Consider the following 22,506-nt stretch of genomic DNA (forward strand, 5'->3'; position numbering starts at 1 on the left):
TATCAACCTAAACGGTAATATTGGTGCTTTCTTTTTGAGTTATGCTTCCAACTTTTTGCTACATCAAAGACATGTGAAGGGTAATCATCCCAAGAATCTGCTAGCAGTTTCCCACGAGCAGCACGAAGTTTAACTGGATACCCCTTGCATTCAATCAAATGCATAAAGTAAAAACTTTTCTCTTGTTTAGTACTAAAATATTTATGTAAACCGCTACGAATAGTGGGATATCGCCACCATAAATATTTTGAATGTTCCTCATTTATAGTCTGTATGTAATGTGATTTTAGCTTTTTCATACACCCTCCAGGTTTACGTTACCTAGAAGGGGTCCTCTTCAAAATAGTTCATAAATTCACTCTTGCTTATATAATATATAAATCAGGCCCAATGACGGCCTGGACTCCCAGGCTCCAAACCAACTGGACCACCTAAAGCACCTTGCAACTTTCTCTTTCTCTTTCTCTTTCTCTTTCTCTTTCTCTTTCTCTTTCTGCACCATGCTATCGCAATTTTATCAAACACATCTGCTGGAATTTCAGCGTCCAGCCTTCCGAAAAATTTACCCTCAGCATTTGTAGTGGCCAACTAAATTTGACCACTACATTCTTATGTCATTGCAGGGAAACGATAAGGTGGACTACATTACAATTTCAACGATTCACCATCTTCAGGAATTAATACTTGTTTTTCTATGCCTTTTTCTTCCACGAACTCCCTGAGCTCTTTACGAGTCAATGCTGCGTGATTAACCGTATCCATATGCACAGCAATAATGTTCGCTTGAGGAGCATGTTTAATAGCCCTTACCGTATCTTCTTTCCCCATGATAATTGAGCCTTTAAGATTTTCCATTCGAGCATCACCAGTGTTAAGCACAACGAATTCAGGCTTAAATTTATGTAACGCATCCTCCACTTCATCGCGCCAAATAGTATCACCGACAAAATAAACAGTGTTGTAGTTGTCAGCCTCTAATATGACGCCCATAGCCTCTCCTAGTGCTTTAGCTAACGCTGGGATTGCATACATTTCATCCGTGCCATGCTGCCCACCCGTTTTGGTTAAACTAATGCCATTGAACTGAGTTTTAATTCCTAACACGCGCACATCTTTAAAGCCTTGAGCGCGAATAGTATTTGCATCTTCTTCATTTTGAACAAATAAAGGCATCGTTTTAGGAATTACACTTTGTGCTGCATCATCCCAATGATCAAGATGTGTGTGAGTGACAATAACGGCGTCTACATTGTCAATTACAGCTTTAGCTGACATGGGTAAATCGATCATTGGTATACGTATTTCACTACGGTAAGTACCGGCAAAACCAGGATAGGTATCTTTCTTTGCCAGCATAGGGTCGATTAAGAATGTTGTGTCACCATAAGTGAGTTTAGATGTTGCATTTCGGATATGCTGAAAGTGAATCTGCTGTGGTTCTGAATGCAGCGTTGGAGCCGATTCAGCTAATGCATTGGTGCTATTTATGATGGTTGCAAGCCCTAAGGTAAGTAGAATGGTGATAGCTTTGTTTTTCATAATGTATCTCTTTGGCAGTTGATAAATATGAGACATTATCCTCAGTATTTACGAGAGGTAATATTGACCCAAGTGACAAATATCGAAACAATTGGGCCAAATAATGATATGACTATTCACTTGGGAGCGCTTTGCACATGCAAGTACCAACTGTCGCTTTGATTCTCTACCCTCATTTCAGCGTGTTTCATATCGCTGTGCCTCAAGCCGTTTTTTCGATGCGGCCAGATGGCAAATCCATTTTTAACTTAAAGATAGTGTCAATTGATGGTAAGCCACAACACACTGACAATCGGATGACAGTTCAGCCTGATGGTGGATTAGAACTCGTTGAGTTGGCAGATATAGTCGTCATTCCAGGGTGGCATGACCTAGACAGTGCGCCTACTTCTAATATTTCTGAAGCATTGGTTAGAGCTCATGCAAGAGGAGCTATGGTCGTGGGGCTTTGCTATGGTGCTTACGCATTAGCCTACTCAGGGCTATTAGATGAAAAAGAAGCTGCGACTCATTGGATGGCAGAGGACGATTTTACTGTTCGTTTTCCAAATATAAAGCTAAATACGAATGCACTTTATGTTGAAAGTGACCGTGTAGTCACTTCAGCAGGTACTGCTGCCGCTTTAGACTGTTGCTTGTATATTGTGAGGTCTTTTTATGGGACAAAAACAGCGAATAAAGTTGCACGTATCTTAGTTGTACCTCCGCACAGAGAAGGCGGTCAGGCACAATTTATTGCACAACCTATCCCAAAATCAACTCAAGATGCAGAGGTCAATAGGTTACTGGATTATTTACGTGAAAACCTCGACAAACAATATTCCATCGCTGATTTAGCAGATCAATTATTTATGAGTCGCCGTACCTTTACTCGGCATTTCAACAACGCTACCGGTATGTCATTTGGAAAATGGCTTGTAAGTACTCGTCTGCAACGTAGCCTTGAGCTTCTTGAAAGTACAAGACTTTCTGTAGAACAAGTGTCTGAAATGGTTGGTTTTCAGACTGCAACGTCATTTAGGCAACATTTTAATCAACGTTTTCACGTTAGCCCAAGTGCTTGGCGTAAAACGTTCGCAGGAAGTTAATGGTGTTCAGAAAATTAACAAGCACTAAATGAAATAGCTTTTCCCCCGCTGGCATCCGTTAACATAAGTCTTTGCATGGCTTGAGGTTATAGTTACTTTTGGCGAATCAAATTATAACGTCTTGCCATACTGTCTGAAAATCACCGGCCAAAGATCAACAGACCCTAGCTACTTCACTTTATAATTTATTGCGTTGGATAAGTTGGTCTGGAATGGTTTCACCCCATTTTCCCATTGCTTCAAGAACATCTCGTAGATTTTCTCCTAAAGTAGTTAATTCATATACCACTCGTGGCGGCGTTTCGGCATACACAGTGCGAGTAACAAGTCCGTTAGCTTCAAATTGCTTTAATCTGTGGGTTAGGGTATGTGCACTAATTCCATTCAGGTTATTTTTCAGTTCGGTAAAACGAAGAGGGCCATGTAACAGCTCTCTAATGATTAACGTTGCCCATGGGCCATCCATAAGTATTAAAAAACGCGCGACGCCGCAGCAAGGCGTTTCTCTGTTATTCATACTTTTCTCATTTTTGTAAGTTATTTCTAATAGTGCATTTGACGTAACCGACTTAACGTCTGCACTATTATCACTCTGTTTAAATTATCATTACTGGAGTATATATGAAATACATTATTCATGGAGCAACTGGTGCCCAGGGATCGCCTCTTTTTAATAAGTTGATTGAACAAGGTGTGGATGCTGTTGCTGCTGTGCGCGACCCCACCTCTCTTAAGGGTGTTCCAACAGTCACTTTAGACTTAACTTCCATAGACTCTCTTATTTCTGCTTATGCTGGTGCTGATGGGATATTCGTTCATTTACCAATTGGTCCTGAAGTAATGCGTAGTGAATTTGCACATAATATAGCGAAAGCGATTATGGAGGCTAAGCCTGCCCGTGTAGTTCTTACAACTAGTGGTTGGCCCTTAGGTATCCCTGGAGATAAAAGCGCATTGCCCACTCTGATTAATGAACTTGAGAAGACGAACGTCTCTTTGGCTATCATTGCACCGCAGTTATATCTTGAGAATTTGTTGTTGCCAATTGTTATTGGACCAGTGAAAGAAGATCATAAACTCCCTTATCCACTTCGTAATGATTATCCAGTTTCTTGGTGTTCTCATCTTGATATTGCTGATGTCGCAGCAGCTCTTCTTCGCAATTTTTCTGTAACAGGGATTGTGGAAGTGGGCCAATTGCCAGCCATCACTGGTAATGACCTAGCAGATGCATTTGCTGACTATTTTGGTCATGATGTTAGCTTTCAAAGCCTTACTCCTGATGAGTTTGGTATGAAATTAGCTATTTTGTTTGGAGAAAGTACCGCAACAGAGGTTGTAAAAGGATATAAAGCAAAAGCATTAACTCAAGATTCAGCAATCAAACAAGCTATGAGTGCGCAAGTATTATTAGGAATTACACCACGTACCATAGGACAGTGGTTAAGAGATATAAATATTTGACTATCTGATAATCAGGCCTATACATTAATATGTAAAGGCCATAAAATTCTAAGTAACACCTAAATTATCACCGAGTGGCTGTGTGAGAAATTCTTTATTAAAGACTATTAAACCAAATTTAACATTATATCTCAAGAGATAGTCCATCATATTTTTCCATATCCAAAACTTGTACACAAAGCTTGCCCAATACACTTTTAAATAAGGTCGCAAAAAAAGTAAAACGTTAAACATTTTTATTCGTAAATCAGATAATAACTATATCTCTATCAAATAAGTGAGCATCAGTTAAGTATGTTTCGCTAGATGAATTTCCATCACCATTTATGTAAAACTTTAGTTCTTTAATTAATCTTGTTTAATGGGAATTCTCAATAACTTATTGCAACCTTGGATCGTGAAGATTTCAACAAATTTTTCAGATGAAAAACCTAATTAAATTGGCAATAGATTCTTCCATGATAACATTAATTAAAAACTGTCTTATAGAAAAATCAGAAATGAACATTGTAAAAATAGGTTACATGTTCACCTAGGAATTCAAGGAAATCGTAAAGTAAAATCTAATAGTTCTGTATCCACATCATGAATTAATTCACTTAGTTAAATGCTAAACACGGCCTTGTTCTCAGAGAGTCGAACTCAACCATTATTAATGGCAATCATATTATTTACTTTAAATTTTAGCATGTTATTCGATTTGCACCCACTAGCGTCCTCTCTACCTAGTGGACAAGGTGATAAGTTTTTTATAAACTTTGAGTTAAAAAACATATAGTTACCCTCCTTTTTTAACAATCCATTTTTACGAAGCTTGGCCAGCATAATATCTAACTTAATTATACTTATATGTAAAATGTCCGATATTTCCTCTCTAGTTAGCTTGACATCAACTTTAAGCCATTCATCCTTAAAGTTACTGTTGAACACTGTTAACAAGTCAAAAACTAACTTTACTAACTTTTCGTCAGGAGAGGACGATAGTAAAAAAATTGCCAAAGCCGTTTGTCTTTCCATGAAATAGTTTGAACTAAACATAAACTTAGTAAAAAGATTAATATTTATGTGAGATAAATTGTTGATTAATCGTTTATCTATAAACGTTACTTTACTATCCCTCGCAACTATTATTTGTTTGCAACAAGTACATTTATCCTCTAAGAGCAAATGATAATCAGTCAGCCTACCTGGGATTATTGCATTTACAAATTTTGGTCTAGTGTAATCGTTAGTCCGTTTGGCATATAAAAGAAGTCCATCGTCTAAATATATAAAATTGTTTAACAACAACTGCTTACTTATCGAGCTTCCTTTGGATAAAGTCTTTGTTACACCATTTTCATATATAAAATCCACAATGCATTTTTCAACTTTTTCGGGGAAAAATATTGTCGACTGTTCCCTCATTCTTGCGTTTAGATCTACTGCGTTCATGATAAAGCCATCTAATAGTTACCACGTATATTAATTATAATAATTAAAACAAACTTTAAACATACCACTTATCAATTTTATATTTATAAAATCGTGACACAACCGACACTTGATAAAAATGCGTGATGGCAATCAAAAAATGGGTATACGGATTTAATGGTTGATGGGGCACCTTCACCCCATCAATCTGATACCACCCTCAGATGGTTGATAGATCGACTCCGTAGTTGAGTTCCTCTGCGAAGTCCGGCAGTCCGTAACCGATGGTTTTCTTGTAGAAAGGAGAGACCTTCGCAGTCGGTGCCTTCTTCTTGTGCTTCGTGGTGTAGAGCATTCGTGCCCGCATCACCTCGAAGGAGTAACCGCGCCCTTCACGGTTCTTGTCCTTGGCCAGTCGGTTGATGGACTCCGTGTAAGCGTTGGTGACGGGCATGTCCGTCTCGAAGTAGGTCATGGTCTCTTCGCGCCAGTTTCCCACTGCCCTGACCAGATCGCTCCAGACTTCCTTTTGGCCCTTCGGGATGGTGGCTATCCACTCGTCCAGGGCGGCTTCTGCCTGGAGCCGTGTGGTGGCGTCCCAGATGCCGTAGAAGCGCTCCTTGTGCTCGTAGGCGGCCAGCAGTTGCGGGAACGCGCCTGTCCAGGTCTCCATGATGAGGCGCTCCCGGTCTGAGACTTCGTGAGCGCGTTTCAGCAGGATTTTCCGGTCTCCCTTGAGAGTCCGGCTCTGGGACGGTTTCAGCTCCTTTCTGAGGCCCTTGCGCACTCTCTCTAGGGCATCGTTGGCCATGCGCACCACATGGAACTTATCGACCACGATACGGGCCTGGGGCAGCACAGCCTTGACCGCTGCCCGGTAGGGGTTCCACATGTCCATGCTGACGATCTCGACCTTCTGCCGGTCTTTCAGCTTCATCAGGTAGTTGGTCACCACGTCCTGGCGGCGGGTGGCCAGCAGGTCGAGCAGGGTTCGCTCCTCAATGTTGGTCAGAATGCAGCGGTAGCGCTTGTTCAGGTATAGCTCGTCAATGCCCAGGATGCGGGGCGTCTCGAAGCGGTGCCAGCGCCCCAGGAACTCGGCGCGGGCGTTGAAGATGTCGCGCACCGTCTTCTCGTCCAGGCCGGTCTGTGCCGCCACAAAGGTGTAGGGGTGGTTGAAGGATTCCTTCTCCACGTACTCATGCAGCCGCAGTGTCATACGGAATCCGTCCACCATCTCCGGTAGCTGGGGCCTGAATGTTGTCTTGCAGGCCCGGCAGGTGTATCGGCGGCGGACCACCCAGAGAGTGACCCGCTTGCCGTGGATGGGCAGATCACGATAGGGAACGTCACGCTTGCCGAACCGTACGAACTCACCCTGCACGCCGCATTCCTCGCAGGCGATGGGATCGGGCACGTCCACCTGGAAGTGCATTTCGTCGTCGGTTGATTTGCAGCCCAGTACTTGGTATTGCGGCAGGTGAAGGATGTTGTCGGGAAGTTCGGTCATGGTGTTGTATAGGCGTAGGTGTCAGTCAGATCCATCCGGCTCGGCATTGGTGTTTGCTTTTTTACCCAACAAGCTGCTGGAAACGAAAAGTAAGGCACCGAGGACAATTGCAATATCAGCCAGGTTGAAGGCCGGCCAATGCCAGTCTCGCCAATAGAAATCAAAGGAATCCACAACATAGCCGCGAAAGACCCGGTCAATCAGGTTGCCCATGGCGCCACCGAGGATAAGACTGTAAGCGATGGCTTCTCCTTTATGACGATTTTCAAGGATCAGCTTGATCAGAAAAATCGAGACCACTACCGCGATCCCGATAAAAAAGTAGCGCTGCCAGCCTCCACCATTCGCAAAAAGACTGAATGCGGCACCGGTGTTCCATAGGTGCACCCAGTTAAAGAACGGGGTCACCGAAACATACTCGCCATAGGCCATTGATTGCTGCACCAGCCACTTTACAGCCTGATCAGACGCTGCCAGCAGGCCCGATATGGACAATAGGGCATACGGCGAGAGCTTTTTGCCAATAATGAGCATTATTTAACCCTTCAACGCCAAAATGCGTCTGGCACCGTTAAGTACAATGCCCCCCGCGATGGTGCCGATAATCAGATCCGGATAATTGGAACCGGTCCACGCGACCAGGACGCCGGCGGTGATGACCCCCAGGTTGATCACCACGTCGTTGGCCGAGAATATCCAGCTTGCCTTCATGTGCGCCCCGCCTTCCCGATGTTTGGATATGAGCAGCAGACAACTGGTATTGGCAATCAATGCGACGAATGCGATAGCCATCATCACCAGCGATTCAGGCTCACTACCGAATACAAAGCGTCTCACCACCTCTACGAGCACGCCCACAGCCAAGATCAGTTGCAGTACACCAGCAAGATGCGCGGCACGTACCTGCATTTTCACGCTATGTCCAACCGCATAAAGGGCAATCCCGTACACCGCCGCATCGGCAAAATTGTCCAGGGATTCTCCAATCAGGCCGGTGGACCGGGCGATCAGACCGGCAGTCATTTCCACCACGAACAGAAGTGCATTGATGCCGAGCAACCAGCGCAGGGTCCCGGATTCTTGCTTAGCAGAAGCTGCCGAAAACTCGGCGGCCTTGATGGTCTCCGGATTTGCAGCGACGGTTTCCTGAAGCGAGGCGCCTAGCCCCAAGGTCTTCAGTTTCGAGGTGACGGGCTCGACCTCGCCGTCATGCACGACCTTCAGCCGGCGGTTCGACAAGTCGAAGGACAGCGCCCGAATCTCCTCAAAGCCGTTCAGGGCTAGGCGAATCATTCGTTCTTCTGATGGACAGTCCATCTTCGGCACGGCATAAACACTGACCCATCTCCCTGGCGCCTCGGAGGAGGCCTGTATATCGGTATCCGCTGCGGACGTTGCATCACCGCCACAGGCGCCACCACAGGATTTGCTCATGATACGACTCCACTTGAACAATGTTGTGGTACCATTTAAAACTATAAAGCTACTATAAGGTCAATAGAGTAAAGAATCCGTTGGGGAGGAGGCTGATGCGCATTGGTCAGTTGGCGCAGTTGGTAGGGGTCGAAACACAGACGATCCGCTTCTATGAACAGCAGGGCTTGTTGCCGCCGCCTGATCGGCAGGACAACGGTTACCGTGTCTATACCGAGAAGCATGGTGAGGGGCTGGCCTTCATCCGTCGCTGCAGAATCCTGGGCCTGTCACTGGCTGAGATTCACGAACTACAGAGCTATCAGGACGACCCTCATCAGCCTTGTACCGCCGTCAACGCCTTGCTCGATGATCACATCTCTCATGTGCGGTCGCAGATAACCGCTCTGCAAGCGCTTGAGAAACAACTCGTTTCACTGAGAGCGAGTTGCAACGATGACCGGGAAGTTGAGGCGTGTGGGGTTCTTGCTGGAATTAGCGAAGGAAACATGCACCAGCAGTAGGTGAAGCATCAACCAGATAATCCGATGAGATGCCGGTCTGTCTCACTCTCATGCAAAGGTAAGATCAACCATTTAATCCGCTTACCCCAAAAAATTTAATCAATGGAATTTGTGACTAGCATCATCATTTATCATACAACTTCTATATGCGTATATACATATTTCTAACTAATTTATGCTTAAATCTTAAAGCGTCAAAGACATTCGTTAAATAAATGCTGATGTGCTTTTTACATACTTAAATTGATCATATTTGCAGTTATTAAATACGGATAAAAATAATGAGCTTAAGTGCTTAAGGTTAATGGTTTGCAAAATGTGGTACGAGGCTTAATAATGAAACACTTATTATCAGCAATACTGTTGATTAAACTAATTCTTTTCATTCCTTTAGCATATTCTACACCTTGGGATAGCCTAACAACTGAGCAGGTTAAGTCGACCCTGGAAGAGAAGTTTACCGCAGGTAAATATTCGCCTAAAGGTGCAGATTCTTGCCTAGTGTGTCATAAGAAAAATGACAAAGTGATGGCTATTTTCGATGGCAAGCATGGTGACATGAGCCATTCCAATTCCCCCATGGCGGGATTGCAGTGTGAGTCTTGTCACGGCCCTCTAGGTAACCATAACAAAGGTGGCAAAGAACCAATGATCACCTTTGGTCAGGACAGCAAGTTATCTGCCCCGACTCAAAATACTGTGTGCTTGGGTTGTCACCAAAATACCGCCAAAGTGGGTTGGCATAATAGTTTGCATAATCTGGAGGAAATCGCCTGTGCATCCTGCCACCAGGTACATGTGGCTAAAGACCCTATCTTAGATAAACAACAGGTTAACCAAGCTTGTACTTCATGTCATACCCGCGAAAAAGCGGATATGAGTAAACGTTCATCCCATCCCTTAAAGTGGGATCAGATGACGTGCATCGATTGTCATGCGCCTCACGGTTCATCAAATGAGAGCGCCCTCAAAAAAGCCACAGTAAATGACACTTGCTATAGCTGCCATGCCGAAAAACGCGGCCCCTTCCTATGGGAGCATGCGCCCGTAACCGAAAACTGTTCAACCTGTCACAACCCACACGGCAGTGTGAATGAGGCACTGGTGAAGCAACGCGTACCACAGTTATGTCAGCAGTGCCATGCCGATGACGGTCATGCGAGCCGCGTTGTGAGCCAGCCGAGTACCAATGCCTTTGGCGCAGGTATGGGTTGCTTGAATTGCCATAGCCAAATCCACGGTTCCAACCACCCTGCCGGCAGCAATTTTGCGCGTTGATTAAGGAGTCTGAGATGAAGTTTAAATTAAATTTAATCACCATTGGACTGCTTGCCGCTTCTGCAAGCGTTAACGCCGCAGACTTTTCGGTAAAGCAAGCCAATACTAGCAAGGTCAACACTAGCGCCTATCAATGTAAGGCGTGCACAGTGAAACAGGGTTACCAAGGCGAAGTGAGCACCAATGTCGGCTGGGCAAGCAGCGACGATATCCACTCAGGTAACAGCTTTGGCGACAGTGATACGGGTTGGCGTGGCAGTGTCGGTGGTGATGTGAGTTATCGACAAGGTGAATACCAGGCAGTGATGAAAGCCGATGAACTCGGTTCGGACAACGGTTATCTGCACCTCGAAGCCGCCAAGAACAATCTGGGCGGCATCCAACTCGATTACAGCATGATGACTCGTTATGACGCCACTGCCCAAACCCAATTATGGCATAACAATGGGTTGCTGCTACCCGACAGTCACACCCGCTACCTTGACCTTGAATTACAGCGTGAAAAAGTCGGCATCGGCCTTGAGGGTGAGTTAGATGCGCTGCTTAACGGCCTCAAGGGCTATATCAACTATGACCAAGAGGATAAAACGGGCAATCGTCGCAGCAGTTTATTAGCCAACTCAGGCCCAATGAACTTTGCCTTGCCCGTCGATGCAACGACCCAAAATATCAATGCGGGTATTAGCATCGACCAACACCAATGGCAAAGCGAACTGGCCTATAACGGCAGTTATTACCGAAATCACATTAATCACTTAAGTCTACCCTATGCCGATAATGTGTATGCTGCCACCCCAGATAACGATGCTCATCAAGTCTCGTTAACGGGCCAATACCTACTCGGCACGAACGTGATTAACGGTCGCCTCGCTACTGGCCGAATGATTCAGGATGACAATCTTATCCAAGTCAGCGGCAATCCCCTGCAAAGCTGGGATGGTGAAGTGGAGACCTTAGACGCGCGTATCGGCTTTAGCAGTATGCTGAGTCCCCGTTGGCGCCTAAACAGTCAGCTGGATTACAGCGACCGAGATAATAAAAGCTCTACCTGGGATTTTGCCCAATTTGAAGTGGACAATGTCAGCGGTGCTTTTAAGCAAAACGTTGCGATGGATATTCAGCGCACTAACTTCAAACTGCAGAGTAGCTACCGTTTCAACAGCGACTATCGTTTACTCGGCGGTTTTGATTACAAAGCGGTGGAACGTAACTATACCGAGCGTGAAGAAACAGAAGACAGTGCGCTGTGGGCCAAGCTGAATATCCGTGTCATCCCTAAAACTGTGGTAGACCTTAAAGCCAGTTATGAAACCCGTGATGGCTCAACTTACGACAGCCTGGAAGCCACGTCCATCGAGGAAAATCCGTTGTTACGCAAGTTTTACCTTGCAGACAGAAACCGTAATGGGCTCGAACTCAGCGTTAATCATACCCCCCTGCAATGGTTAACCCTTGACTTCGATGCCCATTACAACAATGACGACTACGATGACACCCTCATTGGTTTAACTGAGGTGCAGGACTACGGTTACAACGTACAACTCAGTGCGCAGCTCTCCAACAGATTCAACGTTTTTGCTAGCGCAGGGCAACAATGGATTGAATCTGACATCGCAGGTAGCCAAGCCTATTCCACCCCAGATTGGTACACCAATATCGACGATGAGTTTATCGACCTCAATATCGGTTTCACCTACGACGGGCTGATGGATGACCGCTTAAGCATTGGGGGCAATTACCAATTTGCTAACTCAGCGAGTGACACCCTAATCACCACGACCACTAACCAGCCTTACGGCGATTACTACTCCTACAGCCACAACTTTGAGCTGTATGGCCGTTATGCCCTGAACAACAGTATGGGACTAAAACTGAGCTATCAGTACGAACGTTACTACGATACTGACTATGCCGAAGTCAGCCCCCATGCCGTTCCGGGATTAGTGACCTTGGGTGAGCTTAATCATAACTACAACGCGCATCTGCTGATGTTGACCTTCAGCTACATGCTGCCTTGATTTAAAAGAGGTGAAGAGAATGGAACGTAGAAGTTTTTTAAAAATGAGTGCCGCGGTGACCGCTGCAGCGACAATTTCTGGATGCAATAAAAGCGCTAGTGAAGCCAATGTTGTACCACCGACGACAACACCCACGGATGAAGTCATTAATTGGTCCGCTTGTTTGGTTAACTGCGGTTCAAACTGCCCTATCAAAGTGTTCAGTAAAGATGGAGTTATCACCCGTATCGAAACTGACCATGAAACCACGGATGAATATGGCGTTAATCATCAAGCAAGAGCTTGTCCCAGAGGCCGCTCATTAAGACAGCGAACTTACGCAACCGATAGACTTCGCTCACCAATGAAGCGTGTAGGTAAGCGCGGTGATGCCCAATTTGTCCCGATAACATGGGAACAAGCTTATTCAGAAATAGCCACTAAGTTACAAGTAATTAAAGAAACCTATGGCCCAGAATCAATATTTCTTCATTTAGGTTCAGGAGCTTATTATGGTTTTTCATCTAATACTGCGACTTGGGGACGTTTATTAAATTTAAATGGTGGTTTCCTTGATTACCATTGGGATTACTCTTGGGCAGGAGTCTATGCTGCGAGTATAGCGACATACGGAAGTCAATGGGACAGTATTAGTGGTTCATCTCTAAGCGAAATTGAAAACTCTGACCTATTTATTGGTTTTGGATTTAACCCTAATGAAATTCGCATGAGTGGTAGTGGTGAAGGTTATGACTTTGTGAAAGCCCTTGAAAAAAACCAAAAGGGAATTAAAGTTTGGATGATCGAACCTCGTTACACTGATTCTATGCGTGGGAACGAAAATGAATGGCTTGCTATTCGCCCAGGAACAGACGCAGCATTAATCGAAGCTGTTATTTATCAGATGATTAATTCTGGCTGGGTAGACTCAAATGCGAAGTCATTTTTAGATAAGTATGTTGTAGGTTATGACAGGAATTCTTTAGTTAATGCCAAAGCATCTATCGCGTTACATTCAGATCCATTCATTGCATCACATGCACAGTATGTAAACCCAGATGAAAACTATTTTGATTACATCATGGGACAAGGCATTTATTCCGCTAACGGAGCTAAAACTCCAAGTTGGGCGGCTGCTATTTGTGGCGTATCTGAAAATAAAATCAAACAATTAGCTACAGCAATTATGGCTGCAGAAGCGCCATATATTTCTGCTGGAGCAGGTATTAGTCGACATGCTAACGGTGATCAAGCAACCCGAGCTGTTTATACCCTAGCGATAATGACAGGTAAGATCGGCCGTTCAGGGGTAAATAGCGGTGCAATGCCGAGCAGTTATAGCTTTGGGGTATCAGGAATGCCGGCAGGTAATAATCCTGTTGAAGTAACAATCCCAGTCTTTACATGGTCAGATGCTATTGTTCGAGGCAAAGAGTTCACAGGAACCACTGATGGTGTTCGTTACAAGACGAGTGGCAGCCAAGAACTAGTAGACAACAACCCTGCAAAGCTAACAACCAATATCAAAGCCGTCATTAACTGCGCAGGCAATGCGCTGGTTAACCAACACTCAGATAGCAACGGTACCGCTGAGATATTACAGGATGAGACACTGTGTGAATTAGTGATCGTAAGTGATTGTTGGATGACAGCTTCTGCAAAATTTGCAGACTATCTGTTACCTGATAGTACTTGGCTTGAATCTGATGACTATGCAAATGACTCTTATGCATCAGGGCAGATGGCCTATGCAACCTTCATGAGTACATCACTAACTCCTCTTGGCCAAGCTCAATCAATGTATGAAATGTGTACTGGCATAGCCAAGGCAATGGGTAAAGAGTCTGAATATACCAATGGGCTAACTGGCCAACAATGGTGTGAAAAACTCTACAGTGAAACAAAAGCGATGAATCCAGACGTTGCGATGCCCAATACCTATGAAGAGGCTCAAAAAATTGGGGTATTCCGCAAATATATGCCAGCTTCATTTGTAGCGTATCAATCATTTATTCAAAACCCAACAGCAAATCCACGACCAACGATTTCAGGAAAGTTTGAAATATTTTCCATTTCCCTTGCACGTAAAGCGGCAACTTGGACATTGCCTTCAGGAGACAAAATTACTGCCCTGCCACAATATGTTATCACTTGGGACGGGTATGAAGATGCTGATGCGATTAATGCTGGCTATCCATTACAACTTTGTGGTTATCACACAAAAGGTAGAACCCATTCCAGTTATCACAATGTCGCTTGGTTACGTGAAGCAGTTGAAGATGCTGTGTGGATGAATCCAATTGATGCAGCTCAACGCGGTTTAGCTGATGGAGATAAAGTCCATATTTTCAATGACAGAGGTACGATAGAGATTCCAGTCAAATTAACACCTAGAGTAACACCAGGAGTTTGCTCCTTAGGGCAAGGTGCATGGTACAAACCAGATAGCAATGGTCGAATTGGTCCATCTGGTCATGTGATTGATATTGGTGGTTGTATTAACACATTAACCAAATACCATCCTTCGCCCATTACAAAGGGGAATCCACAACATACCAATCGTGTTCAGGTAGTAAAAGCTTAAGGGTAATCAAAATGACAGAAAAAACTCAATTTGGATTCTATTTCGATAGTAGCAAGTGTACAGGCTGTAAGACTTGTCACATTGCTTGTAAAGACCGTATGGTTGGAAAAATTCGAAACAAAGATGACGTAGCCTTAAATGGCGTAGCTTCTCTACCTGGCATGTTATGGCGTCGAGTGTATGAATATGGTGGCGGAACATGGAACCAGAATAGCGATAATAGCTTTGAACAAGATGTATTTGCTTACTATACCTCGTTAAGTTGCAATCATTGTTCTGAACCTGTTTGCGTCAAAGCTTGCCCAACAGGAGCGATGCACAAACGCAAGGAAGATGGTCTTGTGTTAGTTGAAGAATCACTTTGCATTGGTTGTCAAAGTTGTTCTAGAGCATGTCCTTACGATGCTCCGCAAATTGATAGAGACCGAAAAGTAATGACTAAATGTGATGGTTGCTACGACCGTCTTGCCGAAGGTAAAAAACCTATTTGTGTCGAAAGCTGTCCTTTGCGGGCATTAGATTTTGATACGATGGAAAATCTACGAGCAAAATATGGCGATGGAGATGAGCATTTTGCTCCCTTACCTTCGCAGTCAATAACGTCTCCAAACTTGATTGTAAAAGCCTCACGAAACTCAAAATCAACAGGCAATGGTAGCGGTAAAGTATTGAATATACGCGAAGTTTAATGACCATTTAAGTTAAGGTGCAATGAAAATTGCACCTTTTTAAAATATAAAAAGATAATTCAACCATCATGAAAAGAAATAATCTCGCAACACTCAACGAATTGAAAGCTATATCAAATATTTTTCATTCAGTATTAATGATATACCCTGAGGCAGAATTACTAAATCAATTCAAAGAGCAAAACCTAGCCAAAGATTGGCCAAGATTAACTAATTCCAAAAGAGAATCTCAAGCTTTAGATGAATTGTCCCGATTTCTAACACAATGGAGTGATAACAATGATGCACTCATTAAGCTTAAATTAGATTACGGAACGGTTTTTTATGGTCCAAACACTCCCAAAGCAACACCTTGGGGGTCAACCTATTTATCACCTTCACAGCTATTAAATGACAGCAGCACTATTGAGTTAAAACATTTTTACGCCAAACACGGAATAAATGTTAAAGCCGAAAGCAATGAACCTATTGATCACATCGGCTTAATTATGGCTGTTATTAATTTTTTACTAGGAAAAATGATAGAAAACCCTAGTAACGATGATTATAGATTAGTTCTTACAGAGCTATTAGAGACCCATTTTCTACCGTGGGGAAATCGGTGTTTGCAGTTAGCTTATGAAAATTCTGAATCAGACTATTATAAAGGATTTTCAAATTTAGGATTAGAGTTCTTTAGATATTTAATTAAAACATTCAACTTAAAAGTTAAAGTTAGAAATATTTATCGTTAGGTATCAAATAATGACCTTATTAAATTCAATAAACCAACAATGGGAAAAATCTCATTTAAGCGATGCGCTAAATCAAAAGTTTAGAAACTACAGTCAAATAAATCAATTTATTACTGGTGCAACCAGTTTAAATTCTGTGACATGTATGATTGCTGCACTGGTATACAATGAAGGTAAACCAGATTGGTTGCCCAGAAAAGTTAACTTAAACAAAATATCAGAAGAACATATTTTAAACTGTTTGTTTATTAGCTGCCAGTTACTATTTATAAAAGCATTGCAAGATAACGAACTTAGCCAATGTGAAAGGCTCATATTCACATTGGCAAATATCTGGGCAAACAACTTCGCCCCCAAAAACTCTAGTATCTGCAGCTTAATAAATAAGATATGTTCTCAACTAGATATCATAACATTACAAAATGGGTTAAAAAACAAATCAATAAGATAAATACATCTTTTATCGTCACTTTACATCTAGATCGTTTAAATAATATGGATTGGTTCTAATTTTTAATTCAATCTGATAAGCTTATTTTGTATCTTCCACAGTATTATCTGTTTTCAGTTCTAAAATATCATTATAAAACAATCAACTGGAAAGAGTGTAAGTTATCTTTTATCAACAGTAATTCATTCTTTATTAGATTAAAAGAAATGATTTTTATACAAACTGCAAGTTCAAAAAATGCATAATAGTTATATTCTCAGTAAATTATCATAAATTCTGGACTAATGATTGAGCGGGCGCTATCTATACTATTATTAATTTTTAATCATAAGCACCAACTGGCGAGCACCCTATTATTCTGCCACCTATATTTAGCTTTATTTACAAGCGCTTAACATAATTAAAAAGAAAGTTAAAAATCCATGTACTGTAAAAATAGCGCGCGATGTATTAAATCGGGTGACTTAGATCTACTTCATATGTGACTTTATTAAGTGACTACGCAACTGTGAAATATAATGAGCATACTCGTTTGGAGGCGTCGCTGAGAACTTAGCGAACCAAGCCAATAATAAATCTTTATAAATACTCGCTATAGATATAGAAATAATTTGACTGGGAATATTAAAACTTATTGTAGGAAAAGCCTGATTTAATCTTTCCTGTAGAATTTTGCTCATAAGCATATTCACATTTGTTAATAAAAAATCAAGATCATTCCCCAATTTATAACTCATAAAAAATCGATTGTTTCCTAATTGACGTGACCGATTCAAAAACGATACTAAGTGAGGTTGTGGCTCAGTCTGCAGCCAGTTTTCAGATGTTGTAAGATCATCGAATAACAGGTTAAACATATCCTCATGAATTTCAAGCATAATGTGTGCTTTAGATGGATAATGCTTATAAAGTGTACTGCGGCCAACATTAGCCTCTTCGACAATGTCTTTTACAGTAATGTCATTATAGTTTTTATTCTTTACTATTAGTATAAGTGCATTCTTAATTGCACTTTTAGTTCGGCAACGTTCTCGCTCTCCACGTTCCATAGCTTGGTATCTCACATTATAACCAACAAATCATATTCGTCTAAGTATGGACAATATATATAATTTGTCTATATTTTGCAAATCTTAAAGCATTTATCATTATGACTCGACATTAACTTTTGTTTTATGAGATGGTTGTTATGAAATTTAGCTTAGTTTTTTTGTTTTCGGTTGCTTTTAGTATACCAGTTACTGCTAGTGAAATAATTTCAGCTGAAAAAATTATCAGGAATCAGCATCAGCTGCTAATTAATAAGATTAGTTCAATTGAAGCTGAAACACTTAATAAATGGATAGAAACCAAGAAAGATTTTATTCTTTTAGATGTTAGAGAGCCTGAAGAAATCATTGCTGTAAATATAGATATAAATAATAAGATAAACATCCCTAGGGGAACGGTGGAATTTAATGTTCAGAGGTTGATCCAAAATAAGAATCAACATATTGTTGTTATGTGTTCCCATGGCATTAGAAGCACAATCGTTACTGATATCCTTAATAAATTTGGGTATATTAATGTTTACAATCTAAAGGATGGGCTATTTTCATGGGTTAACTCTGGACACAGGGTAAGTAATTTTTATGGTTCATTTAAGATTGATGAATTTAAATCAAGCATAAAATAATTTTTTAAATTTGGAGTTTTTATGAATATTGTGATGTTACTTTACCCAGGTATAACCCCTTTAGATTTATTTGGGCCATTACAAGCTTGGTCATTAATAAATGATGTTAATATTCAACTGGTTTGGAAAAATCGTGAGCAAATAGAGACTGATACTAGCGCATATTTATTGCCAACTTGCACCTTTGATGAAATTGATGCTCTGCCGAGAGTTGATATACTTTTTGTTCCAGGAGGAAAACTTGGTGCATTTGAAGCAATGCAAGATCAAGAAGTTTTAGATTTTTTAAATCGTACCTCAGATAAATCATCTTGGATTACGAGCGTATGTACAGGTGCACTTATTCTTGGTGCAGCAGGATTATTGGAAGGCTATAAAGCAACGACACATTGGACAATGGTCGATATGCTTCATTCATTTGGTGCTGTCTATACAAAAGGCCGCTATGTGATTGATCGTAATCGTGTAACAGGTGGCGGTGTTACTGCTGGAATTGACTTTGGTCTTGCAATTATATCACGTATTATTGGTATCGATAAAGCACAAGAAACTCAATTACTACTGGAATATAATCCAGACCCACCGTTTAACTGTGGTCATCCTGATGTTGCTCCTCCAATTTTAGTAAATAAAGTTATTTGCGATTTGTGGGCAATTGGTTATCCCGTCATAGCAAAGAATATTTAGCCACGTTCAGTTATTTACTGAGCATATAAAATATTAAGATTAACTTGCACCCTGAAATATTTTGATTAAAGTACACACAAACATCAATCGTAAAGCTAAAGGGTGCAAGTGTTAATTACCTTATATAATAAATCTCTATCTGTATTCTCATACTCCTATCTCTATATTACATAAGGACATAGAGGCTAGAAATATTCCTGTAGCTTTCGATTGAAAGCTATGCACATCAGTTTGTATAAACTTAAAGGGTTTTGTATGCCTGAAACTCAGAATGTAATTTGATATTTGAACAATTTTTGGACTTGTTCGTAAATCCGATTTGGGAAACAAAGCTCATCCTAGATCATTGCTGAAACGTTTTGGGGCATAAACGTTTTAGAAATGGCAGCGTACCTACGTGATCGCTGCCATTTCAGTATGAAACTTTAATACCAAGTATGAACCTTTAATACTTAGTATGAGACTTTATTACTCTCCCACAGCGGTTTTCATTTAAATATCTCTATTTATTCTACTGTTACAGATTTTGCCAAGTTACGTGGTTGATCCACATCAGTACCTTTGATTAATGCAACATGGTACGACAATAGCTGTAAAGGAATAGTGTAGATCAGTGGCGCCATAAAGATGTCACAGTGTGGCACAGGGATCACTTTCATCGTGTCATCCGACTCAAACTCGGCATCCACATCGGCAAACACATACATTAAGCCGCCACGGGCACGCACTTCTTCAACATTCGACTTCAGTTTTTCGAGCAATTCATTGTTTGGCGCAACGACAATCACTGGCATATCGGCATCGATAAGCGCTAGTGGGCCGTGTTTTAATTCGCCAGAAGCATAAGCTTCAGCATGAATATAAGAAATCTCTTTCAGCTTTAACGCGCCTTCCATCGCAATCGGATATTGATCGCCACGGCCAAGGAATAATGCATGGTGTTTATCGGCAAAATCTTCAGCCAGTTCAGCAATCGCAGCATCTAAACCTAAAGCTTGTTCCACTTTTGCTGGCATAGATTGTAGGCTTTGAGTGATTTGGGCCTGCATTTGATCAGACATACCATTGTGGCGACCGATCACCGCAGTCAACATTAATAAGCCAGCAAGTTGTACTGTGAAAGCTTTAGTCGATGCCACGCCAATCTCGGCGCCCGCTTTCATCATGTAAGCCATGTCAGATTCGCGAACCAGTGATGAACCTGGCGCATTACAAATCGTCAATGTGGCTTTGTAACCCATTTCTTTCGCTAAGCGCATGGCCGCTAAGGTATCGGCAGTTTCACCCGATTGTGAAATCGTCACCAACAGGCTATTTGGGAATAAGTGCGACTTGCGATAACGGAATTCAGAGGCAATTTCGACGTTACAAGACACGCCAGCCCAATCTTCTAACCAGTAACGTGCCGCCATGCCCGCATGGTAACTAGTACCACAGGCGATGATTTGCACATGTTTGATATCTTTTAAAAACTCAGCAGCGTTGTCACCAAAAGCCGTGTCTAGCACTTGCTTATTAGCAATACGACCTTCAATTGTGCGCGTCAGTGCCAATGGCTGCTCGTAAATTTCTTTAAGCATATAGTGGCGATATTCGCCTTTGTCACCGGCATCGTGGGTAATTTCAGATTCTTTTACTTCACGCTCAACAGCATTACCGTTTAAGTCGAAAATACTCACGCTGCGACGGGTCACTTCAGCCACATCACCTTCTTCGAGGAAAGCAAATGAGCGAGTAACGGGTAATAAGGCAAGTTGATCTGAAGCGACAAAGTTTTCACCTAGACCAAAACCAATCACCAATGGACTACCAGAGCGAGCAACAACCATACGTTCACTATCACGACGGTCGATAACGACTGTGCCATAGGCGCCTTCGAGTTGTTTAACCGTGGCTTGTACGGCACCAAGCAGAGTGTTATGGGTTTTCAGCTCATGGTGCACTAAGTGACAAATCACTTCGGTATCGGTATCGGAACTAAAGCTGTAACCTAAACCTTTAAGCATTTCGCGCAGTTTATTGTGGTTTTCGATAATACCGTTGTGCACCACGGCAATATCACCTTCTGATAAATGCGGATGAGCATTACGCTCACTCGGCTCACCGTGGGTCGCCCAGCGTGTGTGCGCAATACCGGTTCCGCCCGCTAATGGGTCAGTTTCAAGCGCAGCCGACAACTCTTGTACTTTACCCACGCGGCGCGTACGGTTGAGTTCACCATTGTGAATAACCGCAACGCCTGCAGAGTCATATCCGCGATATTCTAAACGGCGTAAGCCTTCTACCAGAATTTCAGCCACATCCCTTTGCGCCACGGCGCCTACGATTCCACACATAGTCTTTACCTATAAATTAAAATGAAGTTGTTAAGCAATTTTGTCTATTGAGCATAGGGCGCTAGCATGACTCGCACGCCCTGATATGAAATTTGTTTGAGCGCACTCTCGTCGATACGTGAGTCGGTGACCAACACACTGACCTTGGCCCACGGTAACTCTAAGTTAGGGATCCGCTTGCCAATTTTGTCTGAATCGACCATAACGATCACTTCGCGGGAAACTTCGGCCATCACTTTGCTTAGGCCTGTTAACTCGTTAAAGGTGGTGGTCCCGCGTTCAAGATCGATACCATCGGCACCGATAAACAGTTGGTCGAAATTATATGAACGCAACACTTGCTCGGCGACTTGGCCTTGAAAGGATTCAGAATGTGGGTCCCAAGTCCCACCGGTCATCAATAAAGTTGGCTCGTTTTCGAGTTCATGAATGGCATTGGCAAGGTGTAGCGCATTCGTCATGACCACCAGCCCACGCTTATCGTTCAGCTGTTCAATCAAGCCTGACGTCGTAGTGCCGCTATCGATAATAATGCGATTGTGATCTTTAATCAGCTGCGCGGCGGTTTTCGCAATAGAAAGTTTATTAGGCGCAATTTTAGCAGAGAACTGTTGAGTGACTTCGTCTGGAATCGCCACGGCGCCACCGTAACGGCGCAATAATAAACCCGTTTTCTCAAGCGCGGCGAGATCCTTACGAATTGTCACTTCTGAGGTTTCAAAACGTAACGACAGTTCATCAACGCTCACTTCACCCTGTTCGTTCAATATGGTGATTATGCTGTGGCGACGCTGCTGTGTGTTTCGTTTATTCATAAAACCTTTCAGTTAAGTTTCGATTCGAAAGGTGCATTATAGTGAAACGAAACTTTTTTGCTAGGGTCTGTTGATCTTTCGAGAGTAATTTTTAGACAGCATGGCAAGACGTTATAATTTGCTTCGCCAAAAGTAACCATAACCTCAAGCCATGCCAAGACTTATGCTAACCGATGCACGCTGGGAAAAGCTATTTCATTTAATGAAAAGCACAGGCCGTGTTTATGACAAACCTGAACATAGACAAACATTCGAAGGTATTCTTTACCGCCTTAGAACAGGTATCCCTTGGCGAGATTTACCTAAAGA

At 42.5% G+C, this 22,506-nt stretch carries 22 protein-coding genes; 12 read left to right on the top strand and 10 right to left on the bottom strand.

The annotated features are described in order from the left end of the window. Positions 1-2: 2 nt before the first annotated feature. Together L5M49_RS22080 and L5M49_RS22085 are read right to left on the bottom strand one after the other, a co-directional pair. Positions 3-299, bottom strand: coding sequence for a hypothetical protein (locus tag L5M49_RS22080; protein ID WP_172591456.1), 297 nt, complete (start codon positions 297-299; stop codon positions 3-5). A 346-nt stretch (positions 300-645) separates the two neighbouring features. Then, positions 646-1,539, bottom strand: a complete 894-nt coding sequence (locus tag L5M49_RS22085) for an MBL fold metallo-hydrolase (RefSeq protein WP_041412661.1) — start codon at positions 1,537-1,539, stop codon at positions 646-648. A gap of 137 nt (positions 1,540-1,676) precedes the next feature. Here L5M49_RS22085 and L5M49_RS22090 point away from each other — a divergent pair, with 137 nt between their 5' ends. Continuing rightward, positions 1,677-2,627 (top strand): GlxA family transcriptional regulator, encoded by a 951-nt coding sequence (locus L5M49_RS22090; protein ID WP_172591457.1) that lies wholly within the window; start codon positions 1,677-1,679, stop codon positions 2,625-2,627. A 178-nt stretch (positions 2,628-2,805) separates the two neighbouring features. Here L5M49_RS22090 and L5M49_RS22095 read toward each other — a convergent pair whose 3' ends face one another. Continuing rightward, a complete protein-coding gene (locus L5M49_RS22095) occupies positions 2,806-3,144 on the bottom strand; it encodes a winged helix-turn-helix transcriptional regulator (RefSeq protein WP_172591458.1) in 339 nt (112 codons plus the stop codon). A 104-nt stretch (positions 3,145-3,248) separates the two neighbouring features. On the opposite strand from L5M49_RS22095, the gene L5M49_RS22100 reads away from it, so the two are divergent. Next, positions 3,249-4,091, top strand: a complete 843-nt coding sequence (locus L5M49_RS22100) for an SDR family oxidoreductase (protein ID WP_172591459.1) — start codon at positions 3,249-3,251, stop codon at positions 4,089-4,091. 642 nt (positions 4,092-4,733) lie between these two features. Here L5M49_RS22100 and L5M49_RS22105 read toward each other — a convergent pair. The 4 genes from L5M49_RS22105 to L5M49_RS22120 all read right to left on the bottom strand — a co-directional run bounded on the left by L5M49_RS22105 (position 4,734) and on the right by L5M49_RS22120 (position 8,448). After that, the gene (locus tag L5M49_RS22105; protein ID WP_263266840.1) at positions 4,734-5,525 is read right to left on the bottom strand and encodes a Crp/Fnr family transcriptional regulator; all 792 of its coding nucleotides are present in this window, start codon (positions 5,523-5,525) and stop codon (positions 4,734-4,736) included. Between the two features lie 199 nt (positions 5,526-5,724). Beyond that, positions 5,725-7,014, bottom strand: a complete 1,290-nt coding sequence (locus L5M49_RS22110; RefSeq protein WP_004574636.1) for an ISL3-like element ISPpu12 family transposase — start codon at positions 7,012-7,014, stop codon at positions 5,725-5,727. A gap of 21 nt (positions 7,015-7,035) precedes the next feature. After that, complete coding sequence (gene lspA, locus L5M49_RS22115) at positions 7,036-7,548, bottom strand: signal peptidase II (protein WP_004863699.1); 513 nt, start codon at positions 7,546-7,548, stop codon at positions 7,036-7,038. Positions 7,549-7,551: 3 nt separating this feature from the next. Next, positions 7,552-8,448 carry a cation transporter gene (locus L5M49_RS22120; RefSeq protein ID WP_263266841.1) on the bottom strand — a complete coding sequence of 299 codons (897 nt, stop codon included), beginning with the start codon at positions 8,446-8,448 and terminating at the stop codon, positions 7,552-7,554. A 95-nt stretch (positions 8,449-8,543) separates the two neighbouring features. On the opposite strand from L5M49_RS22120, the gene cadR reads away from it, so the two are divergent. From cadR to L5M49_RS22155, 7 genes are all read left to right on the top strand, one after another. Continuing rightward, entirely contained in the window at positions 8,544-8,951 is a 408-nt protein-coding gene (cadR, locus tag L5M49_RS22125) for a Cd(II)/Pb(II)-responsive transcriptional regulator (protein ID WP_004364961.1), read from the top strand. Positions 8,952-9,287: 336 nt separating this feature from the next. Next, a complete protein-coding gene (locus L5M49_RS22130; RefSeq protein WP_218737739.1) occupies positions 9,288-10,229 on the top strand; it encodes a DmsE family decaheme c-type cytochrome in 942 nt (313 codons plus the stop codon). A gap of 14 nt (positions 10,230-10,243) precedes the next feature. Beyond that, positions 10,244-12,247, top strand: coding sequence for an MtrB/PioB family decaheme-associated outer membrane protein (locus L5M49_RS22135; RefSeq protein ID WP_263266842.1), 2,004 nt, complete (start codon positions 10,244-10,246; stop codon positions 12,245-12,247). A 19-nt stretch (positions 12,248-12,266) separates the two neighbouring features. Continuing rightward, positions 12,267-14,810, top strand: a complete 2,544-nt coding sequence (locus L5M49_RS22140) for a DMSO/selenate family reductase complex A subunit (RefSeq protein ID WP_263266843.1) — start codon at positions 12,267-12,269, stop codon at positions 14,808-14,810. An 11-nt stretch (positions 14,811-14,821) separates the two neighbouring features. Beyond that, positions 14,822-15,499, top strand: coding sequence for a DMSO/selenate family reductase complex B subunit (locus L5M49_RS22145; protein ID WP_172591570.1), 678 nt, complete (start codon positions 14,822-14,824; stop codon positions 15,497-15,499). A 68-nt stretch (positions 15,500-15,567) separates the two neighbouring features. Beyond that, complete coding sequence (locus L5M49_RS22150) at positions 15,568-16,233, top strand: molecular chaperone (protein WP_263149108.1); 666 nt, start codon at positions 15,568-15,570, stop codon at positions 16,231-16,233. Positions 16,234-16,243: 10 nt separating this feature from the next. Next, on the top strand, positions 16,244-16,684 hold the full coding sequence (locus L5M49_RS22155) for a hypothetical protein (RefSeq protein ID WP_263266844.1): 441 nt from the start codon (positions 16,244-16,246) through the stop codon (positions 16,682-16,684). A gap of 470 nt (positions 16,685-17,154) precedes the next feature. On the opposite strand, the gene L5M49_RS22160 is transcribed toward L5M49_RS22155, so the two are convergent. Continuing rightward, positions 17,155-17,733 (bottom strand): TetR/AcrR family transcriptional regulator, encoded by a 579-nt coding sequence (locus tag L5M49_RS22160; RefSeq protein ID WP_263174211.1) that lies wholly within the window; start codon positions 17,731-17,733, stop codon positions 17,155-17,157. Positions 17,734-17,873: 140 nt separating this feature from the next. On the opposite strand from L5M49_RS22160, the gene L5M49_RS22165 reads away from it, so the two are divergent. Both L5M49_RS22165 and L5M49_RS22170 read left to right on the top strand, forming a co-directional pair. After that, positions 17,874-18,359, top strand: coding sequence for a rhodanese-like domain-containing protein (locus tag L5M49_RS22165; RefSeq protein WP_263266845.1), 486 nt, complete (start codon positions 17,874-17,876; stop codon positions 18,357-18,359). A gap of 21 nt (positions 18,360-18,380) precedes the next feature. After that, positions 18,381-19,046: a DJ-1/PfpI family protein gene (locus L5M49_RS22170; protein WP_263174216.1), complete on the top strand. Its 666-nt coding sequence runs from the start codon at positions 18,381-18,383 to the stop codon at positions 19,044-19,046. A 506-nt stretch (positions 19,047-19,552) separates the two neighbouring features. Here the strand turns inward: L5M49_RS22170 and glmS are convergent. Together glmS and L5M49_RS22180 are read right to left on the bottom strand one after the other, a co-directional pair. Beyond that, positions 19,553-21,382, bottom strand: a complete 1,830-nt coding sequence (gene glmS / locus L5M49_RS22175) for a glutamine--fructose-6-phosphate transaminase (isomerizing) (protein WP_014611872.1) — start codon at positions 21,380-21,382, stop codon at positions 19,553-19,555. A gap of 44 nt (positions 21,383-21,426) precedes the next feature. Further along, the gene (locus L5M49_RS22180; protein ID WP_263212954.1) at positions 21,427-22,197 is read right to left on the bottom strand and encodes a DeoR/GlpR family DNA-binding transcription regulator; all 771 of its coding nucleotides are present in this window, start codon (positions 22,195-22,197) and stop codon (positions 21,427-21,429) included. Positions 22,198-22,348: 151 nt separating this feature from the next. Here L5M49_RS22180 and L5M49_RS22185 point away from each other — a divergent pair. After that, positions 22,349-22,506 (top strand): transposase (locus L5M49_RS22185; RefSeq protein WP_259573881.1); only part of this gene is annotated, 158 nt, incomplete at its 3' end.

Origin of the sequence: Shewanella sp. SM74, from assembly GCF_025653725.1 — a bacterium.
Taxonomy (GTDB): domain Bacteria; phylum Pseudomonadota; class Gammaproteobacteria; order Enterobacterales; family Shewanellaceae; genus Shewanella; species Shewanella oncorhynchi.

Excerpts from the sequence above, each read along its gene's own strand:
- cadR (WP_004364961.1), top strand. The coding sequence starts at position 8,544 with ATGCGCATTGGTCAGTTGGCGCAGTTGGTAGGGGTCGAAACACAGACG.
- L5M49_RS22155 (WP_263266844.1), top strand. The coding sequence starts at position 16,244 with ATGACCTTATTAAATTCAATAAACCAACAATGGGAAAAATCTCATTTA.
- L5M49_RS22180 (WP_263212954.1), bottom strand. The coding sequence starts at position 22,197 with ATGAATAAACGAAACACACAGCAGCGTCGCCACAGCATAATCACCATA.
- L5M49_RS22170 (WP_263174216.1), top strand. The coding sequence starts at position 18,381 with ATGAATATTGTGATGTTACTTTACCCAGGTATAACCCCTTTAGATTTA.
- L5M49_RS22160 (WP_263174211.1), bottom strand. The coding sequence starts at position 17,733 with ATGGAACGTGGAGAGCGAGAACGTTGCCGAACTAAAAGTGCAATTAAG.
- L5M49_RS22080 (WP_172591456.1), bottom strand. The coding sequence starts at position 299 with ATGAAAAAGCTAAAATCACATTACATACAGACTATAAATGAGGAACAT.
- lspA (WP_004863699.1), bottom strand. The coding sequence starts at position 7,548 with ATGCTCATTATTGGCAAAAAGCTCTCGCCGTATGCCCTATTGTCCATA.
- L5M49_RS22130 (WP_218737739.1), top strand. The coding sequence starts at position 9,288 with ATGAAACACTTATTATCAGCAATACTGTTGATTAAACTAATTCTTTTC.
- L5M49_RS22100 (WP_172591459.1), top strand. The coding sequence starts at position 3,249 with ATGAAATACATTATTCATGGAGCAACTGGTGCCCAGGGATCGCCTCTT.
- L5M49_RS22120 (WP_263266841.1), bottom strand. The coding sequence starts at position 8,448 with ATGAGCAAATCCTGTGGTGGCGCCTGTGGCGGTGATGCAACGTCCGCA.
- L5M49_RS22105 (WP_263266840.1), bottom strand. The coding sequence starts at position 5,525 with ATGAACGCAGTAGATCTAAACGCAAGAATGAGGGAACAGTCGACAATA.
- L5M49_RS22085 (WP_041412661.1), bottom strand. The coding sequence starts at position 1,539 with ATGAAAAACAAAGCTATCACCATTCTACTTACCTTAGGGCTTGCAACC.
- L5M49_RS22140 (WP_263266843.1), top strand. The coding sequence starts at position 12,267 with ATGGAACGTAGAAGTTTTTTAAAAATGAGTGCCGCGGTGACCGCTGCA.
- glmS (WP_014611872.1), bottom strand. The coding sequence starts at position 21,382 with ATGTGTGGAATCGTAGGCGCCGTGGCGCAAAGGGATGTGGCTGAAATT.
- L5M49_RS22095 (WP_172591458.1), bottom strand. The coding sequence starts at position 3,144 with ATGAATAACAGAGAAACGCCTTGCTGCGGCGTCGCGCGTTTTTTAATA.
- L5M49_RS22135 (WP_263266842.1), top strand. The coding sequence starts at position 10,244 with ATGAAGTTTAAATTAAATTTAATCACCATTGGACTGCTTGCCGCTTCT.
- L5M49_RS22150 (WP_263149108.1), top strand. The coding sequence starts at position 15,568 with ATGAAAAGAAATAATCTCGCAACACTCAACGAATTGAAAGCTATATCA.
- L5M49_RS22090 (WP_172591457.1), top strand. The coding sequence starts at position 1,677 with ATGCAAGTACCAACTGTCGCTTTGATTCTCTACCCTCATTTCAGCGTG.
- L5M49_RS22145 (WP_172591570.1), top strand. The coding sequence starts at position 14,822 with ATGACAGAAAAAACTCAATTTGGATTCTATTTCGATAGTAGCAAGTGT.
- L5M49_RS22110 (WP_004574636.1), bottom strand. The coding sequence starts at position 7,014 with ATGACCGAACTTCCCGACAACATCCTTCACCTGCCGCAATACCAAGTA.
- L5M49_RS22165 (WP_263266845.1), top strand. The coding sequence starts at position 17,874 with ATGAAATTTAGCTTAGTTTTTTTGTTTTCGGTTGCTTTTAGTATACCA.